The organism is Nonomuraea cavernae (assembly GCF_040655715.1).
Lineage (GTDB): Bacteria > Actinomycetota > Actinomycetes > Streptosporangiales > Streptosporangiaceae > Nonomuraea > Nonomuraea cavernae_A.
Genome location: NZ_JBFAKL010000005.1, coordinates 270,774 through 291,579 on the forward strand (window position 1 = coordinate 270,774; position 20,806 = coordinate 291,579).

18 protein-coding genes are annotated in these 20,806 nt (G+C 69.9%); 9 read left to right on the forward strand and 9 right to left on the reverse strand.

Features of this window, described 5'->3' with window-relative positions:
* The first annotated feature begins 204 nt into the window (after nt 1–204).
* Entirely contained in the window at nt 205–972 is a 768-nt protein-coding gene (locus AB0I38_RS09885) for a MerR family transcriptional regulator (protein WP_358464872.1), read from the forward strand.
* A 198-nt stretch (nt 973–1,170) separates the two neighbouring features.
* On the opposite strand, the gene AB0I38_RS09890 is transcribed toward AB0I38_RS09885, so the two are convergent.
* Nucleotides 1,171–2,073: a 4-(cytidine 5'-diphospho)-2-C-methyl-D-erythritol kinase gene (locus tag AB0I38_RS09890; RefSeq protein WP_358464875.1), complete on the reverse strand. Its 903-nt coding sequence runs from the start codon at nt 2,071–2,073 to the stop codon at nt 1,171–1,173.
* A 243-nt stretch (nt 2,074–2,316) separates the two neighbouring features.
* Here AB0I38_RS09890 and AB0I38_RS09895 point away from each other — a divergent pair, with 243 nt between their 5' ends.
* From AB0I38_RS09895 to AB0I38_RS09910, 4 genes are all read left to right on the forward strand, one after another.
* Nucleotides 2,317–2,727: a VOC family protein gene (locus tag AB0I38_RS09895; RefSeq protein WP_358464877.1), complete on the forward strand. Its 411-nt coding sequence runs from the start codon at nt 2,317–2,319 to the stop codon at nt 2,725–2,727.
* Between the two features lie 36 nt (nt 2,728–2,763).
* Entirely contained in the window at nt 2,764–3,228 is a 465-nt protein-coding gene (locus AB0I38_RS09900) for a helix-turn-helix transcriptional regulator (protein WP_358464880.1), read from the forward strand.
* On the forward strand, nt 3,228–3,860 hold the full coding sequence (locus tag AB0I38_RS09905; protein ID WP_436838730.1) for a glyoxalase: 633 nt from the start codon (nt 3,228–3,230) through the stop codon (nt 3,858–3,860). The genes AB0I38_RS09900 and AB0I38_RS09905 overlap by 1 nt, the downstream gene beginning before the upstream one ends.
* A 217-nt stretch (nt 3,861–4,077) precedes the next feature.
* A complete protein-coding gene (locus AB0I38_RS09910; RefSeq protein ID WP_358464886.1) occupies nt 4,078–4,542 on the forward strand; it encodes a pyridoxamine 5'-phosphate oxidase family protein in 465 nt (154 codons plus the stop codon).
* A 115-nt stretch (nt 4,543–4,657) separates the two neighbouring features.
* On the opposite strand, the gene AB0I38_RS09915 is transcribed toward AB0I38_RS09910, so the two are convergent.
* Nucleotides 4,658–5,233 (reverse strand): C40 family peptidase, encoded by a 576-nt coding sequence (locus tag AB0I38_RS09915; protein WP_358464889.1) that lies wholly within the window; start codon nt 5,231–5,233, stop codon nt 4,658–4,660.
* Nucleotides 5,234–6,302: 1,069 nt separating this feature from the next.
* Nucleotides 6,303–7,163, reverse strand: a complete 861-nt coding sequence (gene rsmA / locus AB0I38_RS09920; RefSeq protein WP_358464892.1) for a 16S rRNA (adenine(1518)-N(6)/adenine(1519)-N(6))-dimethyltransferase RsmA — start codon at nt 7,161–7,163, stop codon at nt 6,303–6,305.
* Nucleotides 7,164–7,233: 70 nt separating this feature from the next.
* Here rsmA and AB0I38_RS09925 point away from each other — a divergent pair, with 70 nt between their 5' ends.
* Entirely contained in the window at nt 7,234–9,027 is a 1,794-nt protein-coding gene (locus tag AB0I38_RS09925; protein WP_358464895.1) for a serine/threonine protein kinase, read from the forward strand.
* On the forward strand, nt 9,027–10,220 hold the full coding sequence (locus AB0I38_RS09930; RefSeq protein WP_358464897.1) for a hypothetical protein: 1,194 nt from the start codon (nt 9,027–9,029) through the stop codon (nt 10,218–10,220). Before AB0I38_RS09925 ends, AB0I38_RS09930 begins: the two co-directional genes overlap by 1 nt.
* A 15-nt stretch (nt 10,221–10,235) precedes the next feature.
* Here the strand turns inward: AB0I38_RS09930 and AB0I38_RS09935 are convergent, their stop codons facing one another.
* The 3 genes from AB0I38_RS09935 to AB0I38_RS09945 form a co-directional block, all read right to left on the reverse strand.
* Nucleotides 10,236–11,090, reverse strand: coding sequence for a TatD family hydrolase (locus AB0I38_RS09935; protein WP_358464900.1), 855 nt, complete (start codon nt 11,088–11,090; stop codon nt 10,236–10,238).
* 48 nt (nt 11,091–11,138) lie between these two features.
* Nucleotides 11,139–12,920, reverse strand: a complete 1,782-nt coding sequence (metG, locus tag AB0I38_RS09940; protein ID WP_358464903.1) for a methionine--tRNA ligase — start codon at nt 12,918–12,920, stop codon at nt 11,139–11,141.
* Nucleotides 12,921–13,006: 86 nt separating this feature from the next.
* The gene (locus tag AB0I38_RS09945) at nt 13,007–14,230 is read right to left on the reverse strand and encodes a glycosyltransferase family 2 protein (RefSeq protein ID WP_358464906.1); all 1,224 of its coding nucleotides are present in this window, start codon (nt 14,228–14,230) and stop codon (nt 13,007–13,009) included.
* Nucleotides 14,231–14,329: 99 nt separating this feature from the next.
* On the opposite strand from AB0I38_RS09945, the gene AB0I38_RS09950 reads away from it, so the two are divergent.
* Nucleotides 14,330–15,868 carry a phospholipid carrier-dependent glycosyltransferase gene (locus AB0I38_RS09950; protein WP_358464909.1) on the forward strand — a complete coding sequence of 513 codons (1,539 nt, stop codon included), beginning with the start codon at nt 14,330–14,332 and terminating at the stop codon, nt 15,866–15,868.
* A gap of 25 nt (nt 15,869–15,893) precedes the next feature.
* Here the strand turns inward: AB0I38_RS09950 and AB0I38_RS09955 are convergent, their stop codons facing one another.
* The 3 genes from AB0I38_RS09955 to rsmI all read right to left on the reverse strand — a co-directional run bounded on the left by AB0I38_RS09955 (nt 15,894) and on the right by rsmI (nt 19,030).
* Nucleotides 15,894–16,475, reverse strand: coding sequence for a hypothetical protein (locus tag AB0I38_RS09955; protein WP_358464912.1), 582 nt, complete (start codon nt 16,473–16,475; stop codon nt 15,894–15,896).
* 87 nt (nt 16,476–16,562) lie between these two features.
* Nucleotides 16,563–18,107, reverse strand: a complete 1,545-nt coding sequence (locus AB0I38_RS09960) for a dolichyl-phosphate-mannose--protein mannosyltransferase (protein WP_358464915.1) — start codon at nt 18,105–18,107, stop codon at nt 16,563–16,565.
* A gap of 53 nt (nt 18,108–18,160) precedes the next feature.
* Nucleotides 18,161–19,030, reverse strand: coding sequence for a 16S rRNA (cytidine(1402)-2'-O)-methyltransferase (gene rsmI, locus AB0I38_RS09965; RefSeq protein ID WP_436838731.1), 870 nt, complete (start codon nt 19,028–19,030; stop codon nt 18,161–18,163).
* Between the two features lie 57 nt (nt 19,031–19,087).
* On the opposite strand from rsmI, the gene AB0I38_RS09970 reads away from it, so the two are divergent.
* Nucleotides 19,088–20,719 (forward strand): dolichyl-phosphate-mannose--protein mannosyltransferase, encoded by a 1,632-nt coding sequence (locus tag AB0I38_RS09970; protein WP_358464920.1) that lies wholly within the window; start codon nt 19,088–19,090, stop codon nt 20,717–20,719.
* The last annotated feature ends 87 nt before the right edge of the window (nt 20,720–20,806 follow it).

Genomic DNA, 20,806 nt, shown 5'->3' on the forward strand with positions numbered 1-20,806 from the left:
CTCGCTATCGAACAGCGGTCAGCCAAGGCCAGGCAGGGGCGGACCTCGGCGAGGACCCGGTGACCAGCACCGGGCCGGTCCCCGTTCGCGCGTCCCCTGATCGGTTGATTTCCAGCTTGACCTTGCCGTCGCGTCAACATCTAGCGTCGTGGACGAGCCGGAAAGAACCGGCTCGGTGACGGGCGGGGAACAGGTGGGCAGGCGATGGCATGGTCGATCGCACAGGTGGCGCGGATGTCGGGAGTGACGTCAAGGACTCTGCGCCACTATGACGAGATCGGGCTGCTGACACCCGCTTGGGTCGGTGGCAACGGCTATCGCCACTACGAAGAGGATCAGCTGCTGCGGTTACAGCAGATCCTGGTGCTGCGTGAGCTCGGCCTCGGTCTCACCGAGATCAAGGAGATCGTCGATCGGCACACCGACCCGGTGGCGGCGTTGCGCGAGCACCACCAGCGGCTGCTGAGGGAGCGCGACCGGCTCGATGCGGTGGCCCGCATGGTGGCCCGCACCATCACCGAACTCCAGGAGAGCAGAGAGAAGGGCGACATGTCCAAAATCAGTAGGCCGGAGAATCTGTTCGAGGGATTCGACGGGGCGCGGTACGGCGCGGAGGCCCGCGAACGGTGGCCGGAGCACTGGGAGCGGTCCGGCCAGCAGGAGCTCCTGGACACCCTGTCTCCGGAGGAGATCGACCGCATGGGACAGGATGCGACGGCGGGAATGATCCGGCTGGCCGAGTTCATGGCCGCCGACACCCCCACCGACGACCCTGCGGTTCTCGCCGAACTCGACGCTCACTACCGGCACATGACCCGATTCTGGACGCCGACCGTGGCGGAGTACACGCACCTGGCTCAGATGCAGGTCGACGACGAGCAGTTCAGGCCGAACTACGAGCGGATCGCCGAGGGCCTGGCCGGGTACATGCGCGATGCCATGCTCGCCTACGCGCACGCCCGGTTGAGCTGAACCTCGCTGGTTGAGGTTGCCCCGGCCTGCCGAGGCCAGTCACGTCGCGACCCAGGCAACGGCCCAGGCCATACACGCCGCGACCCAGGCAACGGCCCAGGCCATACACGCCGCGACCCAGGCCAGGGACGCCCCAAGCCGCACACGCCGCTCGCCAGCCCCAGGCAGGCCCAAGCCGTGGCGGAAGGGCCGAATGTGCTACGCCGGGCGAGGGCCGGAGACAGGACCGTGAGCCGTCAGGGCGGTGCGGCAGGCGGGCAACTCGGCCAGCACGTCGGCGAGGCGCAGCGCGTGCTCTTCGTCTGCCGCGAGGAAGGCACAGGTCGGGCCGGAGCCGGAGACGAGGGCGCCGAGCGCGCCCGCATCGCGACCGGCCGCCAAGGTGTCGGCCAGCTCGGGGCGGAGGGCGAGAGCGGCCGGCTGCAGGTCGTTGGCGAGACGCGCGCCCAGCGCGCGGGCATCACCCGTGCGGAGGGCTGCCAGCAGGGATTCGTCCGCCTCCGGCCACGGCACCTCGCCCCCCGCCACCGCGCGCAGGGCGTCGCACTCGGCGTAGACCCGAGGGGTGGACAGCCCCCCGTCGGCCACCGCGAACGCCCAGTGGAAGACCCCACCCGTCGGCAGTTCGCTGAGCTGCTCACCCCGGCCGGTGCCCACCGCCGTGCCGCCCAGCAGCGCGAACGGCACATCACTCCCCAGGTCGCCGGCGATCTCCAGGAGATCCTCGAACGGCAGGCCAAGACCCCAGAGCTCGTTACACGCCATCAGCGCACCGGCCGCGTCGGCGCTCCCCCCGGCCATGCCGCCCGCCACCGGGATCGCCTTGTGGATCACCAGATCCGCCCCGTAGGTGCGGCCGGCATGCTTGGCCAGGGCCCGAGCGGCCTGAACAGCCAGGTTGCCATCGTCGACCGGCACCTGGTCAGCCCACTCGCCCACCACGGACACGGTGATCGACTCGGACTCGTTCGCCACCACCTCGTCGAAGATGGACACGGCGTGGAACACGTTGACCAGGTCGTGGTAGCCGTCCTCGCGCAGCGGCCCCACGGACAGCTGCACGTTGACCTTCGCGGGCACCCGTACGGTCACCGAACTCATCGATCTTCTGCCATTCCATCGCCGCCGGCTCAAGGACACCCGATGTTATACGGGCCCGCTTCCCCGCCACGCGGGCTTCCCGGGTGATGTGCTCCGAACCACCCCGCCGGGAGCCCGATCGGCCGCCCTGAGCACCGAAGGAATCCTTCGTGTGACACCGCGACCGTGTGCGGCAAGACAACTGGCCCGATCGGTCAGGAATCGAGAAGCGCCGGTCACGGAGCCGCACCTAGCCTGTTCGTCATGGACATCACCATTCACACGAGCTTCCTCCCGCATGACGACCCGGACGCGTCCCTGGCTTTCTACCGTGACACCCTCGGCTTCGAGGTCCGCAACGACGTCGGACAGGGCAAGATGCGCTGGATCACGGTCGGCCCCGTCGGCCAGCCCGACACGTCCATCCTGCTGGCGCCGGCCGCCATCGACCCTGGGATCACCGAGGACGAGCGCCGCACCATCGTCGAGATGATGGCCAAGGGCACCTACGGCTGGATCCTGCTGGCCACCCGGGACCTCGACGGCACTTTCGAGAAGGTGCAGGCCGGCAACGCCGAGGTCGTCCAGGAGCCGACCGAGCAGCCGTACGGCATCCGCGACTGCGCCTTCCGCGACCCTGCGGGCAACCTGGTCCGCATCCAGGAGCTTCGCTGAGCCGTTCACGTTCCCCCGACGAGAAGGAGTTCTCTCATGTGTCACCCCTCATGGGGGCCCGCACGAGCCACGGCGCGGCGCCTGAGCGACCTCGCGCGGCTGCGTCGCGTCCGCGACCGGATCGACCGGGAGTACGCGCAGCCGCTGGACGTCGAGGCGCTCGCCCGAGGCGCTCACATGTCGGCCGGGCACCTCAGCCGCGAGTTCCGGCTGGCCTATGGCGAGTCGCCCTACAGCTACCTGATGACGCGGCGCATCGAGCGCGCGATGACGCTACTGCGTCGTGGTGACCTCAACGTCACCGAGGTCTGCTTCGCGGTCGGCTGCTCATCGCTGGGCACCTTCAGCACCCGCTTCACCGAGCTGGTCGGCATGCCGCCCAGCGCCTACCGGCGCCGTGCGACGGGCGCTGCGGCGGGGATGCCGCCGTGTGTGGCAAAACAGGTGACAAGACCCATCAGGAATCAAGAAGCGCCGGTCGCCGAACTGCAAATAGCGTGATGACCATGGCATCCATCGAATCCGTCACCCTCGACGTCGCCGACCCCACGGCCGCCGGCCGCTTCTACACCGCGGCCTTCGGTTTGGACACGCAGATACGCCTGCGGGCCTCGGAGGCCCCCACAACCGGCTTCCGTGGGTTCACGCTGTCGCTCACGGCGTCCCAGCCGGCCACCGTCAACAGCCTCATCGACGCCGCTCTCGACGCCGGCGCCACGCAGCTGAAGCCGGTCACCAAGTCGTTCTGGGGCTACGGCGGCGTCGTACAAGCCCCGGACGGGACGATCTGGAAGGTGGCGACCTCGGCGAAGAAGGATACGGGCCCGGCCACCCGGCAGATCGACGAGATCGTGCTCCTGCTGGGAGTCGCGGACGTGACCGCGAGCAAGCGCTTCTACACCGACCGAGGCCTTGCCGTGGCCAAGAGCTTCGGCCGCGTGTACGTCGAGTTCGCCACCGCGTCGAGTCCCGTCAAGCTGGCGCTGTACAGGCGCCGCGCCCTTGCCAAGGACGCCGGCGTCTCTCCCGACGGCACCGGATCGCACCGGCTCATGATCGGTGGCGATGCCGGGCCGTTCACCGACCCCGACGGGTTCGCATGGGAAGCCGCATTGCCGGCACCCACGCCCTGATGTGTCACTGCTGCCTGGCCTGGTCACCGAGCACGAGACAGCCGACGGACTGGGGCGCTGCCGGGTGCCGAACTGCGCGAAACACCCTCCGGGGGCTGCCGGGCTGATGCGCCCCGCCGCGATCGACCATGGTGTCCGCAGCTCCCGGTGAACCGACTGATGACCGGCGGGCCCATCTCCTGTAGGAGGGGCTCTGCACGAAGTGACTGGAGGAAGCATGACGGGCGCGCCGCCGCGTGGACTTGAGGAGAGGCTGCGGGACACTCGCGCGAGACTGGAGAGCGACGTCGATCTCTGGGTCGCGACGTCCGGCTCCCCGGGAGGCGTCCACCTGATTCCGCTCTCGTACCTCTGGGACGGGAGCGCGTTCCTCATCGCGACGCCGCTCGCCTCGGTCACGAGCCGCAACCTGCTGGCGGACGGCCGGGGGCGGCTCAGCCTTGGGCCGACCCGCGATGTCGTCGTCGTGGAAGGCACCGCCGAACCGGTGGACCTCGCCCAGCTCGCCCACCTCGCCCCCGAGACAGGCGACGCGTTCGCGGCCAAGACCGGTTTCGACCCGCGCGAGCTCGACGCGCCCTACCAGTACTTCCTGATCAGGCCACGGCGCATCCAGGCCTGGCGTGAGGCGAACGAACTGCGGGGACGCGACCTCATGCGTGACGGCCGCTGGCTCGGCTGACCACCGCACGGGAACATCTCCGGCTCCCGAATTCGCCTACAGAGCCGTCACATCCACACTCAGGACTCGTCGGACCGTAAGCCCCTGGTGTCCGGAACCGGCTGCCGGTGTGCTCTCACCCCGGGCGTACGGCACCGCGATAGATCGGGCGGTAGTAGGACGAGTCCAGGAAACGGGTCTTCCGGACCACGTCACCGGTCTTCGGGGAGTGGACCATGACGCCGTCGCCCAGGTAGAGACCCACGTGCGTCGGGTCGCCTGAGCCGCCGCCGAAGAAGACCAGGTCGCCCTTGCGCAGGTCGTCGAGGGAGATCCGGCGGCCCTGGCGGAACTGGGAGCCTGTGTAGTGGGCGAGCCGCACACCCGCCTTCGACCAGGCATAAAGGGTCAGGCCACTGCAGTCGAAGCCGGTCGTGGATGCTCCTCTGCCTATGCCCTTGGTGGGGCCCGTGGAAGATCCACCACCCCATGAGAAAGGGGTGCCCACCTGGTCGAGGGCCGCAACCGCCGCGACACCACCCTTGAACGTCACCGCCGTGCCTGCGGGCTTGCCGGCTCTGGCCCCTGTCTGTGCGGGCTTGCCTCCCCGGGCCCTGGCGCCACTTCCGGGCTTGCTGCCCTCTCCGGCCTTGCGGATCCCTCCGGCCTTGCTGTTCCCTGACCTGCCGGTGCGGGCTCTATGGGTTTCCACCGCGCCGCCACGTGAGTCGCCGACCGTCGGCTCGCCAGCCCGAGCCTTGATTCCTACGAGTCCCCGATCCCGGACCTCGATGCCGTCAAGCTCCTCCTCCTGAAGCTTGCGCCCGCCGAACTCACCATCCCAAGGCTCGAACCCGCCGATCCCGACGAGCCAAGGCCTGACATCCCTGCCCTCGACGCGCCAAGGCCTGATGACCTCCGATGCGACCTCACCGGGCGAGGTCTCCGCAGGCGGCCTGGGGGCGAACCAGGCACTGGCCGGTTGTGAGTCTTCACGAGCCACAGGCCTGATCGTGGGCCCTGCTCCAGCCACCGCCGGTGGAGCGGCAGGGCTGATGTGGGAGACGCCTGCGTGGAGAAGCGTCTCAGCCACTCGCCCCTGGCGAGCGCATGCTTCGGCAGGCAGGGTCAGGAGGATCTGGACGGGCGGATCGGCGGAGGCTTCGCCTTCGAGTCGGACGGCGAAGGACACCGGCAGGGCGTCGGCCGTAGGCGGTGTGCGGGTGCGGGACCGTGGGCGGCGGTCCTGCCGGTCGGGTCTCGGCATGCGAGAGCCGTCGAGTAGCCGGGCGTACGCGCCCGGCAAGGTGATCATGCCTAGACACGCGGTGTCCGCCCGCTGGCCGAGAGGGTGGGAGGTGGCGGCCGCCGCCGGGCCCGGAAGCGCGGTGAGCCCGGCGAGCAGCCCTCCGCCGAGCGTGAGCCACGTGCAGCGACTCCGTGCGAAGAAGCGGGTGTTCATGGATGGCCTCCAGTGGCGAAAGAGGAGTGGAGGCCTCAGGATCATCTGCCGGCCCATCCGGCCGTGGACCCGAACGTGGTTCTGTGGACAGGCGACGAGGCGTTCGACCGCGGCTGTGGATAACCGGCGCGCACCCGTGCACGCTGACGCCCCGGCCTGCACACTTCCGCGCGGCCTTCAACCTGGCCTGAAAGTCGGAGGACTGCATGTCGGTAGCCGCACTACGGCTTGTGTTCGGCAATGCGGGCGAATGTCCCGGGGTCAAGGCCGCGGCCTGTGTTCGGCGATGCGGGCAAACGACCCGGGGGTCAAGGCCGTACTACGGCTTGTGTTCGGCGATGCGGGCGAACGTCTCGACGTCCAGTTGCTCGCCCCGAACCGAGGGTTCGACCCCGGCCGCGCGCAACGCCGTCTCGGCCTGTGCCGGGCTTCCGGCCCAGGAGGCCAGCGCGGCCCGCAGGGTCTTGCGGCGCTGGGCGAACGCGGCGTCGATGACCGCGAACACCTCCTGCCTCGACGCGCTCGTGACAGGCGGATCGCGGCGCGTCAGCGATACCAGGCCGGAATCCACGTTGGGCACCGGCCAGAACACGGTCCGCCCCACGGGCCCCGCACGCCGTACGTCGGCGTACCAGGCGGCCTTCACCGACGGCACTCCGTACACCTTGGAGCCGGGACCGGCCGCGAGCCGGTCGGCCACCTCGGTCTGCACCATGATCAGGCCCTTACGCAGCGAGGGCAGCACCTCCAGCAGATGCAGCAGCACCGGGACCGCCACGTTGTACGGCAGGTTGGCGACCAGCGCCGTGGGCTGGAGCTCGCCGAGATCGGCGGGCACGATCTTCATCGCGTCGGCGCCCACGACGGTCAGCCTGTCTCCGAGACCGCGCTCGCCCACCGTGATGGGGAGTTGGGTGGCCAGGACGGGGTCGATCTCGACGGCCACCACGTGACGAGCCGACGGCAGGAGCGCGAGAGTGAGCGAACCGAGGCCCGGTCCCACCTCGATCACCACGTCTTCCGTCGTGAGGTCTGCAACCCTTACGATGCGCCGGACGGTTCCCCCGTCGATCACGAAGTTCTGGCCCAGCTTTTTTGTCGGACGCAGATTTAGCTTGTCCGCCAAAATACGTATTTCTGCAGGGCCCAACAGCCTCATCATCCAACCAGTCTCCCGCATCGAAGAACCTGCGATGGCGGACGGGGGCACCACAGGGGAGGATGGCGTGGAAAAGGAAGGGACGTCCCTCATGGAGCCAACGGGCGCCGCGCCGCTTCGCCCGACGGACCTACGAGAAATCGGCCCGTACCGGCTGCTCGGGCGGCTCGGCGAGGGCGGCATGGGCACGGTGTTCCTGGCTCGTGCGCCTACGGGGCGATTCGTCGCGGTCAAGGTGGTGAAGGCCGAGTTCGCCAACCAGGAGGGGTTCGCGGCCAGGTTTCACGCCGAGGTCGAGAACGCGCGCCGGGTGGCGTCGTTCTGCACCGCCCAGGTGCTCGACAACGGCAACACCGGCGACGGCCGGCCGTACATGGTGACCGAATACATCGCGGGCACCCCACTTTCCGACCAGATCGCGAAATATGGTGCCTTGGATCCGGGGCCGCTGCACGGCGTCGCCCTGGGGGTCGCGGCCGCGCTGGCCGCCATCCACGTGGCCGGGCTGGTCCATCGCGACCTCAAGCCGGCCAACGTCATCCTCTCCCTCTCGGGCCCGCGCGTGATCGACTTCGGCATCGCCAGGGCGCTCGACCGGGAGACCGGGTTCACGCTCTCCGGGGAACTGCTCGGCAGCCCGGGCTGGTGGGCTCCCGAGCAGGTACGCGGCCAGGCGGTCAGCCCGGCGGCCGACATCTTCGCCTGGGGCTGCCTGATCGCCTACGCGGGCAACGGCCGCCACCCCTTCGGCCGCGGCGACCCCATCACGATGGCCACACGGGTGCTGCACACCCCGCCCGATCTGGGCGCGCTGCCCGCACCTCTCAACGAGCTGGTACGCCTCGCGACGTCGATGGAGCCAGGTCCCCGGCCCTCAGCCCAGGATCTGCTGCTCGCGTTGGTCGGAGGCAGCGCTCCGGCGCCCGCGGCCGCCGACCCGCCCACGCTCGTGGCGACCGAGCTGCTCAACGAATGGGAACCACCGCAGAACGTGGTGGACGAACCCGACATCACAGCCACGTTCGCCACCCCGCCACCTAGCGACACCATGGCCAAGCCTCCCACTGGCGGCAAGGGAGCGACCCTGCGGGAGCAGATCCCGCAGTCTTTACCGTCCACGCAGCCCGCACAGCAGGACGCCCCGCCCCGCCAGGACCAGAGCGACGCCGGGCCCCGCCCTGTGCGGCAGGCCGCGACCCAGCCGCCCCTGCCGGACGCCGCCCGGCGGGAGGAGCAGGCGGCCAGGGAGGAGCTGGCCCGCTGGGAGGTGCGACCGGGGCAGGACCAGCCGCCGGCAGGCCAGTCCGCCGACTCGCTGCTCACGATCCCGCCGCAAGAGACCCAGAAGACCCTGGAGCCGCAGGAGCAGCGCGCGCGCGGCACCCGCTGGCTGATCGCGGCGGCCGCGGCGGTGCTGGCCATCGCCGTCACGGCGGGCACGCTGATCGTCACCTCCAGCCGCAACACCCCACGCCCGGCCCAGTCGCCGGCCGCCGCCCCCTCCGCGCAGCCGTCCACCGACGTGGGCCGGAGGTACGCCCTCGGCAACGCGTTCGACGACCCGCAGCTGATCGTCGCCACGGCGCCGCAGTGCGGCCTGAAGCAGTACCAGGACATCCAGCAGACCCAGGGCCAGCTCTGCGTGATCCGCTGGTCCATGATCAACCCAGGTGGCGCGCTGCACGTGATCGGCAGCCCGGTCGTGACCCTGCTGGACGACAAGGGCGCCCGCCACGAGCCGCCTCCGCTGCAGTTGCCCGACGCGATCGTGCCGGGAGCTCGCATCGACCGCGTCTTCGTCTTCGACATGCCTCTCTACCGCAGGCCCGTCGAACTCACCGCGACCCTCCTCAAGGACGGCAAGCAAGTCGAGGTCAAGCTGTGATGATCCGATCGACATTCCTGGCCCTGCTGCTGGCCGCGGGGGTGCTCGTCCCCGGCGGCGCCGCGTTGGCGGCCGCCTGCTCGGGTCCCGCCGACTTCGACGGTGACGGCGTCGAGGACGTGGTCGTCGGCGACCCGTTCGGCGACGGCGACAAGGGCGCCGTCCATGTGATCTCCGGCGAGAAGGTCGTGTCCGTCTCGGTGCCCGGCCTGCAGCCGGGCGATGGCTTCGGCTGGTCGGTGACGCTGGCGAGGGTCGACGCCGATGCCTGCGCCGACCTGATCGTCGGCGCCCCGTTCACCGACGATCAGGGCTCCGAGGACACGGGTGCCGCCTACCTCGTCTACGGCGGCGGCGCCGCGCCTCCGGTCCGGCTGGTCTCGACCGAGGTTCAGCGTGGCGCGCACTTCGGCTGGTCGGTGGCCGCCAAGGGAGACCTGGTGGCGATCGGCGCCCCTTACGAGGACGAGGCGCAGTTGTCCGACGTGGGCGCCGTCTACGTGCGCAAGGGCGAGGGGAAGCTGCGCCGGATCAGCCAGGAGTCGGAGACCGTCCGCGGCAACAGCGAGGTGAGCGACCAGTTCGGCTGGTCGCTGGCGATGGGCGCGGGCAACTCCCTGATCGTCGGCGTGCCGTACGAGAACGACGACGGCACCGGGCGCCAGGTCAGCAGCGGGAAGATCGACTCGGGCTCGGTGGTCGTGATCGACGACGTGCTGGCGGGTGAGCTCGTCAGCACGAAGCTGGACTCGCCGACCGGGGCCTCCTACGACAGGTACGGCTACGCGGTGGCCTACGTGGAAGGCTCGGGGTTCGCGGTGAGCGCGCCGGGCCCTGGTTACGTGCAGTTGCTCAACACCGAGCTCACCCCGACCAGGACGGTACGGCAGGGCGGCAAGCAGGCGTTCGGCTTCTCGCTGGCCGCGGCCCCCGATGGCAGGCTGGCCATCGGCGCGCCGTACGGTGGCGAGGTGCGGGTGATCTCGCTCAAGGACAGCGGCGAGGACAGGCGGATCGCATCCACGGGTGAGCTCTTCGGCTATTCGCTGGCCTTCAGCGGCAACAAGATCTACATCGGCCAGCCCGACGCCGCGCCGTACGGGAAGGTCCTGGTGGCGGGGCGCAACGCGGAGGAGCCGCAGCCGCTCCAGCCCGCGAAGGGCGCCGACTTCGGGATGTCTCTCGGCGGCTGACGGTCCGCGAGCCGGTCACCAGGCGCCGAAGACCGTGACCCCGTTGGCGCTGATGGCCTCGCACAGCTCGTCGGGGCGCATTCCCTTGACCTCGGCCAGGCAGCGCACGGTGAGCGGGATGAGATAGGGGGCGTTGGGCCTGCCCCGGTGCGGCACCGGCGGAAGGTAGGGGGCGTCGGTCTCGACCAGCATGAGCTCGACGGGCGCGATCTGGGCGGCCTCGCGGAGATATCCGGCGTTCTTGTACGTGACAGGACCGGAAAATGACATGAAATATCCGGCGTCGGCACACTTCTTGGCCATCTCGGCGTCGCCGGAGAAGCTGTGGAACACCACCACCGGCGGCGCCCCCTGCGCCGCGAGCACCTTCAGCACGTCGTCGTGCGCGTCACGGTCGTGGATCACCAGTGCCTTGCCCGTGCGCTTGGCGATCTCGATGTGCGCCCGGAAGCTCGCGTGCTGGTCGTCACGGCTCGCCCAGTCACGGTAGTAGTCGAGCCCCGTCTCCCCCACCGCCCGCACGCCGGGCAGCCCCGCCAGCGCCTCGATCTCGGCCAGCGTCTCCGGGGTGGCGGCGTGGGCCTCGTTGGGGTGCACGGCCACCCCGGCGTAGACGTCGTCGTGCTCGGCCGCCGCCTCGGCGCCCCACCGGGAGGACGGCAGGTCGTAGCCGATGGTGACGAGCCGGATGACCCCGACGGCCCGCGCGTCGTCGAGGATGCCGCGCACGGTGGACGAGGCCGCCTGCGCGGCCTGCGCGACCGGATCGCCCGAGGAGGCCTGCCGGTTGCCCACCATGATGTCGAGGTGGCAGTGGCTGTCGAACACCGGAGCCGAAAGCGGCTCGGGAGCTGCGGGAATCTTGCTCACGGAGTCCAAACTAGCGTCCCCGTCTCCGCACCCGAGCCGCGCACGGCGTCAGTCGGCCAGGCGGGCCAGCTCCTCGTCGACGACCTTGGGGTCGAGCTTCTTGAACAGCGGCACCGGCGTCGCCAGCGGGGTGCCCGGCTTGATCGGCCGGTGCTCCCAGCGGGCCTCGCCGTGGTAGTCGCCCGTGATCACGGGGTAGGGGGCGCCGCCGTCCTCGTCGACCTCGTGGATCTCCGGCATGCCCGACCAGACGCCCTCGCCGCCCAGCATGGCGTGGACCTTGTTGGACGAGCTGGGCAGGAACGGCGTGAGCAGCGTCTTGGCGTCGTCGACCACCTGGAGGGCGACGTGCAGGATGGACTTCTGCCGCTCGGCGTCGTCCTTGATCTTCCAGGGCTCCTGCTCGGCGAGGTAGCGGTTGGCGTCGCGGACCACGTCGAGAGCCTCGGTGATGGCGTTCTTGAACCGCGAGCGGCCCAGCTCGGCGCCCACCGGGCCGAACGCCGCGCGCGAGCGCTCCAGCAGCCGGCGGTCGGCGTCGGTCAGCGCGCCGGCCTCGGGGATCTGGCCGAAGTTCTTGGCCGCCATCGAGATCGACCGGTTGACCAGGTTGCCCCAGGCCGCGACCAGCTCGCCGTTGTTGCGGTTGACGAACTCCTGCCAGGTGAAGTCGGTGTCCTGGTTTTCGGGGCCCGCCACGGCGATGTAGTAGCGCAGCGCGTCGGCATCGTAACGGGCCAGGAAGTCGCGCACGTAGATGACGATCTGGCGGGAGGAGGAGAACTTCCGGCCCTCCATCGTCAGGAACTCGCTGGAGACCACCTCGGACGGCACGTCGAGCTTGCCCAGCGCCCCGGGCCGCCCGTCGCGCGCGCCCTGGCCGTTGTAGCCGAACAGCATCGCCGGCCAGATCTCGGCGTGGAAGACGATGTTGTCCTTGCCCATGAAGTAGTAGCCCCGGGCGTCGGGATTCTGCCACCACTGCCGCCACGCGTCGGGGTCGCCGGAGCGCCTGGCCCACTCGATCGAGGCCGACAGGTAGCCGATGACGGCGTCGAACCAGACGTAGAGCCGCTTGTTGGGCTGGTCGCGCCAGCCGTCGAGCGGGATCGGCACGCCCCAGTCGAGGTCACGGCTGATCGCCCGCGGCTGCAGGTCGCCCAGCAGGTTGAGGGCGAACTTGAGCACGTTGGGCCGCCACTCGCCCTGCTTGGACTGCAGGTAGGAGCCGAGCACCTCGGCGAAGGCCGGCAGGTCGAGCATGAAGTGCTCGGTCTCGGCGAACACCGGCGTCTCGCCGTTGATGCGGCTCTTGGGGTTGATCAGCTCGATCGGGTCGAGCTGGTTGCCGCAGTTGTCGCACTGGTCGCCGCGGGCTCCGTCGTAGCCGCAGATGGGGCAGGTGCCCTCGATGTAGCGGTCGGGCAGGGTGCGCCCGGTCGAGGGCGAGATGGCGCCCAAGGTGGTCTTGGGGAAGATATAGCCGTTGTCGAAGAGACCCTTGAAGATGGCCTGGGTGACGGCGTAGTGGTTGGCGGTGCTCGTGCGGGTGAAGAGGTCGTAGGACAGGCCCAGCCCGGTCAGGTCCTCGACGATCACCCGGTTGTAGCGGTCGGCCAGCTCCCTGGCGCTCACGCCCTCCTTGTCGGCCTGGACCTGGATGGGCGTGCCGTGCTCGTCGGTGCCGGACACCATCAGCACCTTGTTGCCCGCCATCCGCTGGTAGCGGCTGAAGATGTCGGACGGCACGCCGAACCCTGAGACGTGCCCGATGTGACGGGGGCCGTTAGCGTACGGCCACGCGACGGCGGTCAAGATGTGCTGGGACATAGCTCCAAGCCTAAGGCGCACGGATAGCCGCCTCGAACGGATTAATCAACCTTCGGACGCCGGTGGACAGGGCGATGAAGGAAGGATCAGTAAGTGGGCGAGTCTTCGCGGGAGACGGCCTCGGCGGCCTCTTCGGCGGCCTTGGCCGCGACGTCGATGGAGCTCTCGCGGGTGCGGCGGATGCCGAGGATGCTGACGAACAGGGCGGCGAAGATGGTCTGGAAGCTCATGATGAGAGCCGTGGCCGAGGGGACGACCAGGCGCAGCGACTCGCGCGGATCGAGCGCGCCGAAGCTGCGCACCTGCCAGTGCGCCAGCGACATCACCAGGCCGACGAGACCGGCCAGTGCCAGCAGGCCGCCGGCTATCAGGCCCTTCTCCAGCGACACGATGTCGATCAGCTTGCGGACGCGTGAGGACTCCGGCAGGAACCCCTCCTCGGCCGCGTAGACCTTGGTGAACAGCGCGAACAGCGCCGCCTGGAAGCCGATCACCACCGCCGCCGAGGCCCCGACCAGGGTGTCGACGTCGAAGGCCAGCTCGCCGATCTCCACCGGGCCGAAGGTCAGCGCGGTGCCGGCGACCAGGCCGAGGAGCATCAGCACCAGGCCCGGATAGAAGAACAGCCACTTGGGGCTGTAGAGGAGCAGGAAGCGCAGGTGGCGCCAGCCGTCGCGCCAGGAGCGCAGGTGCGGTGGGCGGCTGCGGCCGTCGGGCGCGAGCGTGGTGGGCACCTCGCGCACGTCGAGCCCCGACAGCGTGGAGCGGACCACCATCTCCGAGGCGAACTCCATGCCGCCCGTCTGCAGCTGCAGCCGCAGGATCGAGTCACGCCGGAAACCGCGCAGCCCGCAGTGGAAGTCGCCGATGGCCGACGGGAAGAACAACCGGCCGACGAACGACAGGACCGGGTTGCCCAGGTAGCGGTGCAGCGGTGGCATCGCGCCGGGTGAGATGCCGCCCTTGAAGCGGTTGCCCATCACCAGGTCGGCGCCGTCACGCAACTGCTCGACGAACGGCAGCAACGAGGTGAAGTCGTAGGAGTCGTCGGCGTCGCCCATGATGACGTACTTGCCACGCGCGGCACGGATGCCGCCCATGAGCGCGTTGCCGTAGCCCTTCTCGTCGACATGGACCACACGGGCCCCGGCATCACGGGCGAGCTGCTGCGAGCCGTCCGTGCTCCCGTTGTCGGCGATCAGAACCTCGCCCTCGATGCCGTGCTCCTCCATGCACGCCAATGCCTTGCGCACACAGACTTCCACGGTTTCCGCCTCGTTGAGGCAGGGCATGACCACCGTCAGTTCCACGTCTCAACCCTTCAGTCACTGCTCCTAGAGCACACCATCATGCCCTGTGCCCGGAGTGGGTCGGGTCAAGTCCTAAAAACGACTGGCATTCTTTACAGCATGGTGAGCGCCGCGGAGATAGCCCCTGTGGACCACTCCGCCCCTGGCCGGATGGCGCGTGTGCTGCTGTTTCTACGCCGACACCGGTTGTTCGCCGCCGCTTTCGCGCTGGGCGCGGTGCTGCGGCTCATCACCATGCTCGGCTACGGCCCCGCGATGTGGTTCAACGACTCCTACGAGTACGTCTCGGTGGCGCTGCACCCGAGGCCGCACCCGATCAGGCCCGACGGCTACGGGTTCTGGCTGCTGGTGCTCAAGCCGTTCCACAGCTTCACCCTGGTGGTGTTCACCCAGCACCTGATGGGCCTGGCCACGGCCGTGCTGATCTACGCGCTGCTGCGCCGGAAGTTCGGGCTGCCGAAGTGGGGGGCCACGCTGGCGGCGGCGCCGGTGCTGTTCGACGCCTACCAGATCCAGCTGGAGCAGCTGGTGATGTCCGACTCGATGTTCACGCTGCTGGTGGTGGCGGCGATCACCCTGGTGCTGTGGCACCGGCGGATGTCGTGGAAGGTCGGCGTGGTGGTCGGCCTGCTGCTGGCGATGACCTGGCTGACCCGCTCGATCGGCGCGCCGATCCTCGCGCTCGTGGTGGTTTACCTGCTGGTCAAGCGGGTCGGCTGGAAGCCGATCGTGGCCGTGGTGGTGGCCTGCTCGCTGCCGATCCTCACGTACATGGGCTGGTTCGCGTCAAGCATGGGCAAATTCGCCATGACCAACAGCGACGGGCTCATCCTCTACATGCGCACGGCCATCTTCGCCGACTGCGACCGGATGAACATCGACAAGTACAAAGAGGTCGAGCTCCTGCTGCTGTGCATCAACGACCCGGTCGACCAGCGCAAGGAGTACGCGCAGTGGTACCTGTGGGGCCAGGGCGGCGGCGGCACGGGCACCGGTGAGGTGCTGCACCGGTGGGGCGCGGGCAAGAAGTTCACCGAGATCACCAACGAGGCGGCCAGCGCGTTCGCGACACGCGCGATCCTGTCGCAGCCCGGCGACTACCTGCGCGTGGTGGCGCGCGACTTCTTCCGCGCCTTCCACTGGGACCGCCCGCGCTTCCCCGACGAGCAGACCTACAACATGTACGAGTTCAGGCCCTACTACGACCTCGACGCCACCGGGCGGCCGAAGCGGCTGCCCACGTGGCCGTCGTTCCAGGGCCGCACCGACACCGACGCCTTCTCCTACGAGCAGGGCCCGCCCGAGACGCGCATCGTCTCACCGTGGGCCGACATCATGAGCCGCTACCAGCAGGTGTTCCACCTGCCTGGCATCGCGCTGGGCGGCATCATGCTGATCGGCCTGTACGGCATCGCGGTCCGGTGGCGCACGCTGGGCGGGCCGGTGGTGCTGCCGTGGCTGGGCGCGTTCGGGCTGCTGCTGGCGCCGGCGGCGACGGCGGAGTTCGACTACCGCTACGTGCTGCCTGCCGTGCCGCTGGCCTGCGTCGCGGCGGCCATCACGCTGAGCCGCGTCTCCTGGCGCCGCGGACGGCCCGCCGACGAGTCGGAGTCCGAGACCACCACCGTGCCCGCCTGAGCGTTCCGGCGGCGTACGACTTCGGTCACGAGGAGGCGGCGACGACGGCCACGACCAGCAGGACCAGCGACGCGGCGGTCAGCACGCCGCCACCGACCACGGCGGTCTTCCGGCCCCGCCGCACGCGCAGGACGTACATGACGGAGTAGGGCAGGAAGGCCAGCGCGCAGAGGCCGAGGGCGGGCATGGCCATCGCGCGCAGCACGCCCTTCGTGCCCGACGGCAGCGCGCGGTCGCCCTCGGGGGTGAGCTGGGCCCGGCCGACGTCGCCCGCCGCCGAGTCCGGCGAGGCGGCCACCATGGTCACGGCGCCGCCGTCGTCGGGGACGAACCGTCCCCGGCAGTCGTAACGGCCCTTGCCGAGAGCCGTGCAGGAGACCACGGTGAGCGTGCCCGGGGTGCCGATCTCGCCGGTCGCGAGCCGGAAGTCGGGCACGGCGACCGCGAACGGCACCAGCCCGAGCAGCAGCCAGCAGAGCAGGAGGACGGTCATGCCGACGCGTCCGGGCAGTCGGCCGCCACCGGCACCCTTTCGCGAGGGCTTTCCCGAGCCGGAGCCGGTGTTCAGGTCCACGTTCAGCAGGTTGAGGGCGTCGGACAGATCCATGCGTCCAGCATGAGCCGCCGAGCTTGGGCCTCACCTGTGTCTGGCTGCACACCCGGTGGCGTCACTTGGGGGCGTCATTCGGGGGCGTCATTTGGGGGCGGGGACGACCCACGAGCGCATCAGCATCCGCGCCCACCACTCCGCCTGCGTGAGCGTCTCGGCGACGAGAACGGGGTAGAGCCACCCGAAGTTAATCAGAACGACCAGCGCCAGAGCCCCCACGGTCGCCGCGCCGAGGGCCCGGCGTCCCGGCGGGGCGTTCCGCCGGCCGATGGCCAGCCCCGCGACCAGCACGAGCGCCAGCACCATGAACGGCACCACGGGGATCATGTAGAAGAGGTACATCGTGCGGTTGTCGGCGACGGCGTAGTAGAACCACGGCAGCCAGCCCGCCGCCGCCACGAGCAGCACCGCGCCCGCCCGCCAGTCCCTCGTGGCCACGTACCACGCGACGAGGCCGAGCAGGGCCAGCCCGGCGGCGTACCAGAGCGCCGGGGTGCCGACGCCGAGCACGGCCTGCGAGCACTTGTCGGCCCCGCACACCGAGGACGGCAGGCCGGCCGGGTAGTGGAAGGAGACCGGCCGCAGCAGCGCCGGCCAGGTCCAGGGCTCCGACATGTACGGGTGGTAGTCGTCCAGGCCGGTGTGGTAGCCGAGCACCTCGGTCTGGTACTTCAGCCACGACCGCGCCGAGTCGAGCACGAAGAACACCGGCCCCGACGAGGTGGCCTGCTCCCAGCCGCGCCCGTAGCCGTCGGCGGTGACGAACCACCCCGCCCACGTCGCCACGAACGTCACCACGGGAGCCAGGCCGAGCGCCGCGACCGCGCCGGGCGCGTCCAGCGAGAGAACCCCCTGGTACGGCCGGCGGAGCCCGACGGCCCGTCTGGCGCCCAGATCCCACACCACGCTCAGCACGGCGAAGGCGATCAGGAAGAAGACCCCCGACCACTTCACCGCGCACGCGGCGCCCAGACAGACCCCGGCGGCGATCCGCCAGGGACGGAGCCCGAGCCGGGGACCGCACGGGGACAGCGGCGAACTCTCGTACCAGTCGACCAGCCGCTCGCGCGCCCGGTCGCGGTCGACCACCAGGCAGGCGAACGCGGCGAGCACCCAGAACATCAGGAAGATGTCGAGCAGCGCGGTCCGGGACAGGACCAGGTGCAGCCCGTCGAGCGCGAGCAGGAACCCGGCCAGGCAGCCGAGCAGCGTCGAGCGGGTCATCCGGCGGGCGACGCGGGCCAGGATGAGGATCGACAGCGTGCCGACGACCGCGGCGGCGAACCGCCAGCCGAAGGGCGTCATCCCGAACAGCCACTCGCCCGCGCCGATCATCCACTTGCCGAGCGGCGGGTGGGCGACGAACGAGGCGCAGTCGGCGGCCTCGGGACAGTGCTTCCAGATGTCGGTGTCGCCGTCGAGGAGGCGCCGGTCGGCGATGGGGTTCTTGGCGTCGCCCAGGGTGACCCGCTCGACCCCGTGGGTGATGAGGGAGTAGGCGTCCTTGATGTAGTAGGTCTCGTCGAAGACGACGGCCCGGGGCTGATCCAGCCGGACGAAGCGGAGGACCCCGCCGAAGATCGTGACGAGAAGCGGGCCGAGCCAGCCCCACAGGGCGCTTCCCTGCATCGGCGGCACAAGCCTTTGCGGCGAAACCCCCCAGTTCCTCACGATGGGAAACCTTAGGGCGTGGGGGATCTCCTGTGAACCGCGTCGTAGAGCTCGCGTTTGGGCATGCCCGAGCCCTTGGCGACCTCGGCGACGGCCGCCTTGCGCTGCTCGCCCGCGGCCACGCGGCGCTCGACCTCGGCCACCAGCGCGGCCACGTCCGGCTCGGTCTCGCCGGCGACGTGCCCGGCGACCACGACCGTGATCTCGCCCCTGACGCCCGGCGCGGCCCATTCGGCCAGCTCGGCCAGGCCGCCCCGGCGTACCTCCTCGTAGGTCTTGGTCAGCTCGCGGCAGACGGCGGCCGGGCGGTCGGGGCCGAAGGCCTCGGCCATCGCCTGCAGCGAGTCGCGCAGCCGGTGCGGCGCCTCGAAGAAGACCATCGTGCGCTCCTCGGCGGCCAGCGCCGACAGGCGGCGAGCGCGCTCGCCCGCCTTGCGGGGCGGGAAGCCCTCGAAGCAGAAGCGGTCGCTGGGCAGGCCGGACACCGCCAGGGCGGTGGTGACGGCGCTCGGCCCCGGCAGCGCGGTGACCATGATGCCGGCCTCGACCGCGAGGTGGGTCAGGCGGTAGCCGGGGTCGGACACGCCCGGCATGCCGGCGTCGGTGATGATCACCACCGTGCGGCCCTCCTTGAGGCTTTCGAGAAGCTCCTTGGCCCGCCCGGCCTCGTTGGCGTCGTAGTAGGAGACGATCCGGCCGCCGATCTCCACGCCCAGCTCCGTGGCCAGCCTGCGCAGCCGCCTGGTGTCCTCGGCGGCCACCACGTCGGCGCTCGCGAGCACCTCCCGCAGCCTCGGCGAAACATCGCCCACCTGGCCTATCGGGGCCCCTGCCAGCACCAACCTGCCGTCATCCGTCACCGGACCATTGTGGCAGGGCATCCCGATTGGGCCGTGTTTCTTGGGTAACCACCGGCTTGAGGCCCGTACGATGTCCGAATGGCGGTGACCGACTTCCCGTACCAAGCCTTCGGCGAGCCGCAGGCCGACGAGGACGATTCCCGGGCGCGATCGGTGCGCGACCGGATGGTCCCGCCCATGCGTGGCAGCCTGCTGTGGGGCTGGCTCGGGCCGATCATCGTCACGATCTTCGGTGGCGTCCTGCGCTTCGCCGACCTCGGCCATCCGAAGGCCGTCGTCTTCGACGAGACCTACTACGCCAAGGACGCCTACTCCCTGATCACGTGGCTGGTGGAGCGCGTCACGATCAAGGACGCCGACAGGTCGATCCTCGCCGGCAACACCGACATCTGGCAGAAGTGCACCGGCGAGGCCCTCGACAAGTGCGCCTCTTACGTGGTCCACCCGCCGGTCGGCAAGTGGATGATCGGCGCGGGCGAGTGGCTGTTCGGAATGACGCCCTTCGGCTGGCGGTTCGCCGCGGCGGTCGTCGGCACGCTGTCGATCCTCATCCTGGCCCGCGTCGCCCGCCGGATGACCCGCTCGACCATGCTCGGCTGCTTCGCCGGATTCCTGCTGGCCCTCGACGGCCTGCACTTCGTGCTCTCCCGCACCGCGCTGCTCGACATCTTCCTGATGTTCTGGGTGCTGGCCGCGTTCGCCTGCCTGGTGGTCGACCGCGACCGGGCGCGCGAGCGGCTGATCGACTGGTACGAGACCTCGCCGCTCTCCTCTCAGGGGCCCTACCTGGGCCTGCGGCCGTGGCGCATCGCCGCGGGCGTCTGCCTCGGGCTGGCGATGGGGGTCAAGTGGTCGGGGCTGGCCTTCGCGGTCGCGTTCGCGATCATGTCGCTGCTGTGGGACTTCGGCGCCCGCCGGGCCGTCGGCCTGCGCCACCCCTACCTGGGCGCCTTCTCCAAGGACGTGCCCACCGGGCTGGCGGCCTTCGCCATGGTGCCGTTCCTGACGTACATGGTGACCTGGACCGGCTGGTTCGTCAGCGCCGAGGGTTACGGCCGCAAGTGGGAGCAGGCCACCTCGTCGGGGCCGGGGTTCTTCCTCTTCGACTCGGCGCGGTCGTGGATCCAGTACCAGTGGCAGGTCTTCTCCTTCCACAACGGGCTGGAGACCTCCCATCCGTACATGTCGGATCCGTGGCAGTGGCCGCTGCTGCTGCGGCCCGTGGCCTTCCACTACGAGGGCAGGGACAATGCCTGCGCGGTCAAGGACTGCTCGGAGGCCGTGCTGGGCGTGGGCACGCCGGTGATCTGGTTCGGCGCGCTGGCCGCGCTGGTGGCGCTGATCGCGTGGTACGTCGCCTCACGCGACTGGCGGGCCGGGGCCGTCCTGCTGGCCTACGCCGTGGGCTGGCTGCCCTGGTTCTACTTCGCGATCGCCCAGAACCGCACGATGTTCCTGTTCTACGCGATCCCGATGGTGCCGTTCATGGTGCTGGCCATCACACTCTGCGCCGGGGTGCTGATCGGGCCGTCCGCGCGCACCCTCGGCGGCTCTGTGCCCATGCGGCGCACTCAGGGCGCCGCCGCCGTCGGCGCGTTCGCGCTCCTCGCCTTGATCAACTTCTGGTGGCTGCACCCGATCCTGACCGCCGAGATCATCCCTTACACCGAGTGGAAGGCCAGAATGCTGTTCGACAAACGGTGGATCTAGCCCGATTACAGTCCGCTCATAGTGATTCCGTAGGGTAGTTGCTGTGCAAGACCCAATACGCACCGGTTTCGGTCATCGTCAGGCCCG

Coding starts and splice junctions, on each gene's coding strand:
- AB0I38_RS09970 (WP_358464920.1), top strand. CDS start 19,088: ATGGCGGTGACCGACTTCCCGTACCAAGCCTTCGGCGAGCCGCAGGCC.
- rsmI (WP_436838731.1), bottom strand. CDS start 19,030: ATGCCCTGCCACAATGGTCCGGTGACGGATGACGGCAGGTTGGTGCTG.
- rsmA (WP_358464892.1), bottom strand. CDS start 7,163: ATGCGGGAGACTGGTTGGATGATGAGGCTGTTGGGCCCTGCAGAAATA.
- metG (WP_358464903.1), bottom strand. CDS start 12,920: ATGTCCCAGCACATCTTGACCGCCGTCGCGTGGCCGTACGCTAACGGC.
- AB0I38_RS09955 (WP_358464912.1), bottom strand. CDS start 16,475: ATGGATCTGTCCGACGCCCTCAACCTGCTGAACGTGGACCTGAACACC.
- AB0I38_RS09885 (WP_358464872.1), top strand. CDS start 205: ATGGCATGGTCGATCGCACAGGTGGCGCGGATGTCGGGAGTGACGTCA.
- AB0I38_RS09905 (WP_436838730.1), top strand. CDS start 3,228: ATGACCATGGCATCCATCGAATCCGTCACCCTCGACGTCGCCGACCCC.
- AB0I38_RS09960 (WP_358464915.1), bottom strand. CDS start 18,107: ATGCAGGGAAGCGCCCTGTGGGGCTGGCTCGGCCCGCTTCTCGTCACG.
- AB0I38_RS09900 (WP_358464880.1), top strand. CDS start 2,764: ATGTGTCACCCCTCATGGGGGCCCGCACGAGCCACGGCGCGGCGCCTG.
- AB0I38_RS09950 (WP_358464909.1), top strand. CDS start 14,330: ATGGTGAGCGCCGCGGAGATAGCCCCTGTGGACCACTCCGCCCCTGGC.
- AB0I38_RS09930 (WP_358464897.1), top strand. CDS start 9,027: ATGATCCGATCGACATTCCTGGCCCTGCTGCTGGCCGCGGGGGTGCTC.
- AB0I38_RS09910 (WP_358464886.1), top strand. CDS start 4,078: ATGACGGGCGCGCCGCCGCGTGGACTTGAGGAGAGGCTGCGGGACACT.
- AB0I38_RS09925 (WP_358464895.1), top strand. CDS start 7,234: ATGGAGCCAACGGGCGCCGCGCCGCTTCGCCCGACGGACCTACGAGAA.
- AB0I38_RS09895 (WP_358464877.1), top strand. CDS start 2,317: ATGGACATCACCATTCACACGAGCTTCCTCCCGCATGACGACCCGGAC.
- AB0I38_RS09890 (WP_358464875.1), bottom strand. CDS start 2,073: ATGAGTTCGGTGACCGTACGGGTGCCCGCGAAGGTCAACGTGCAGCTG.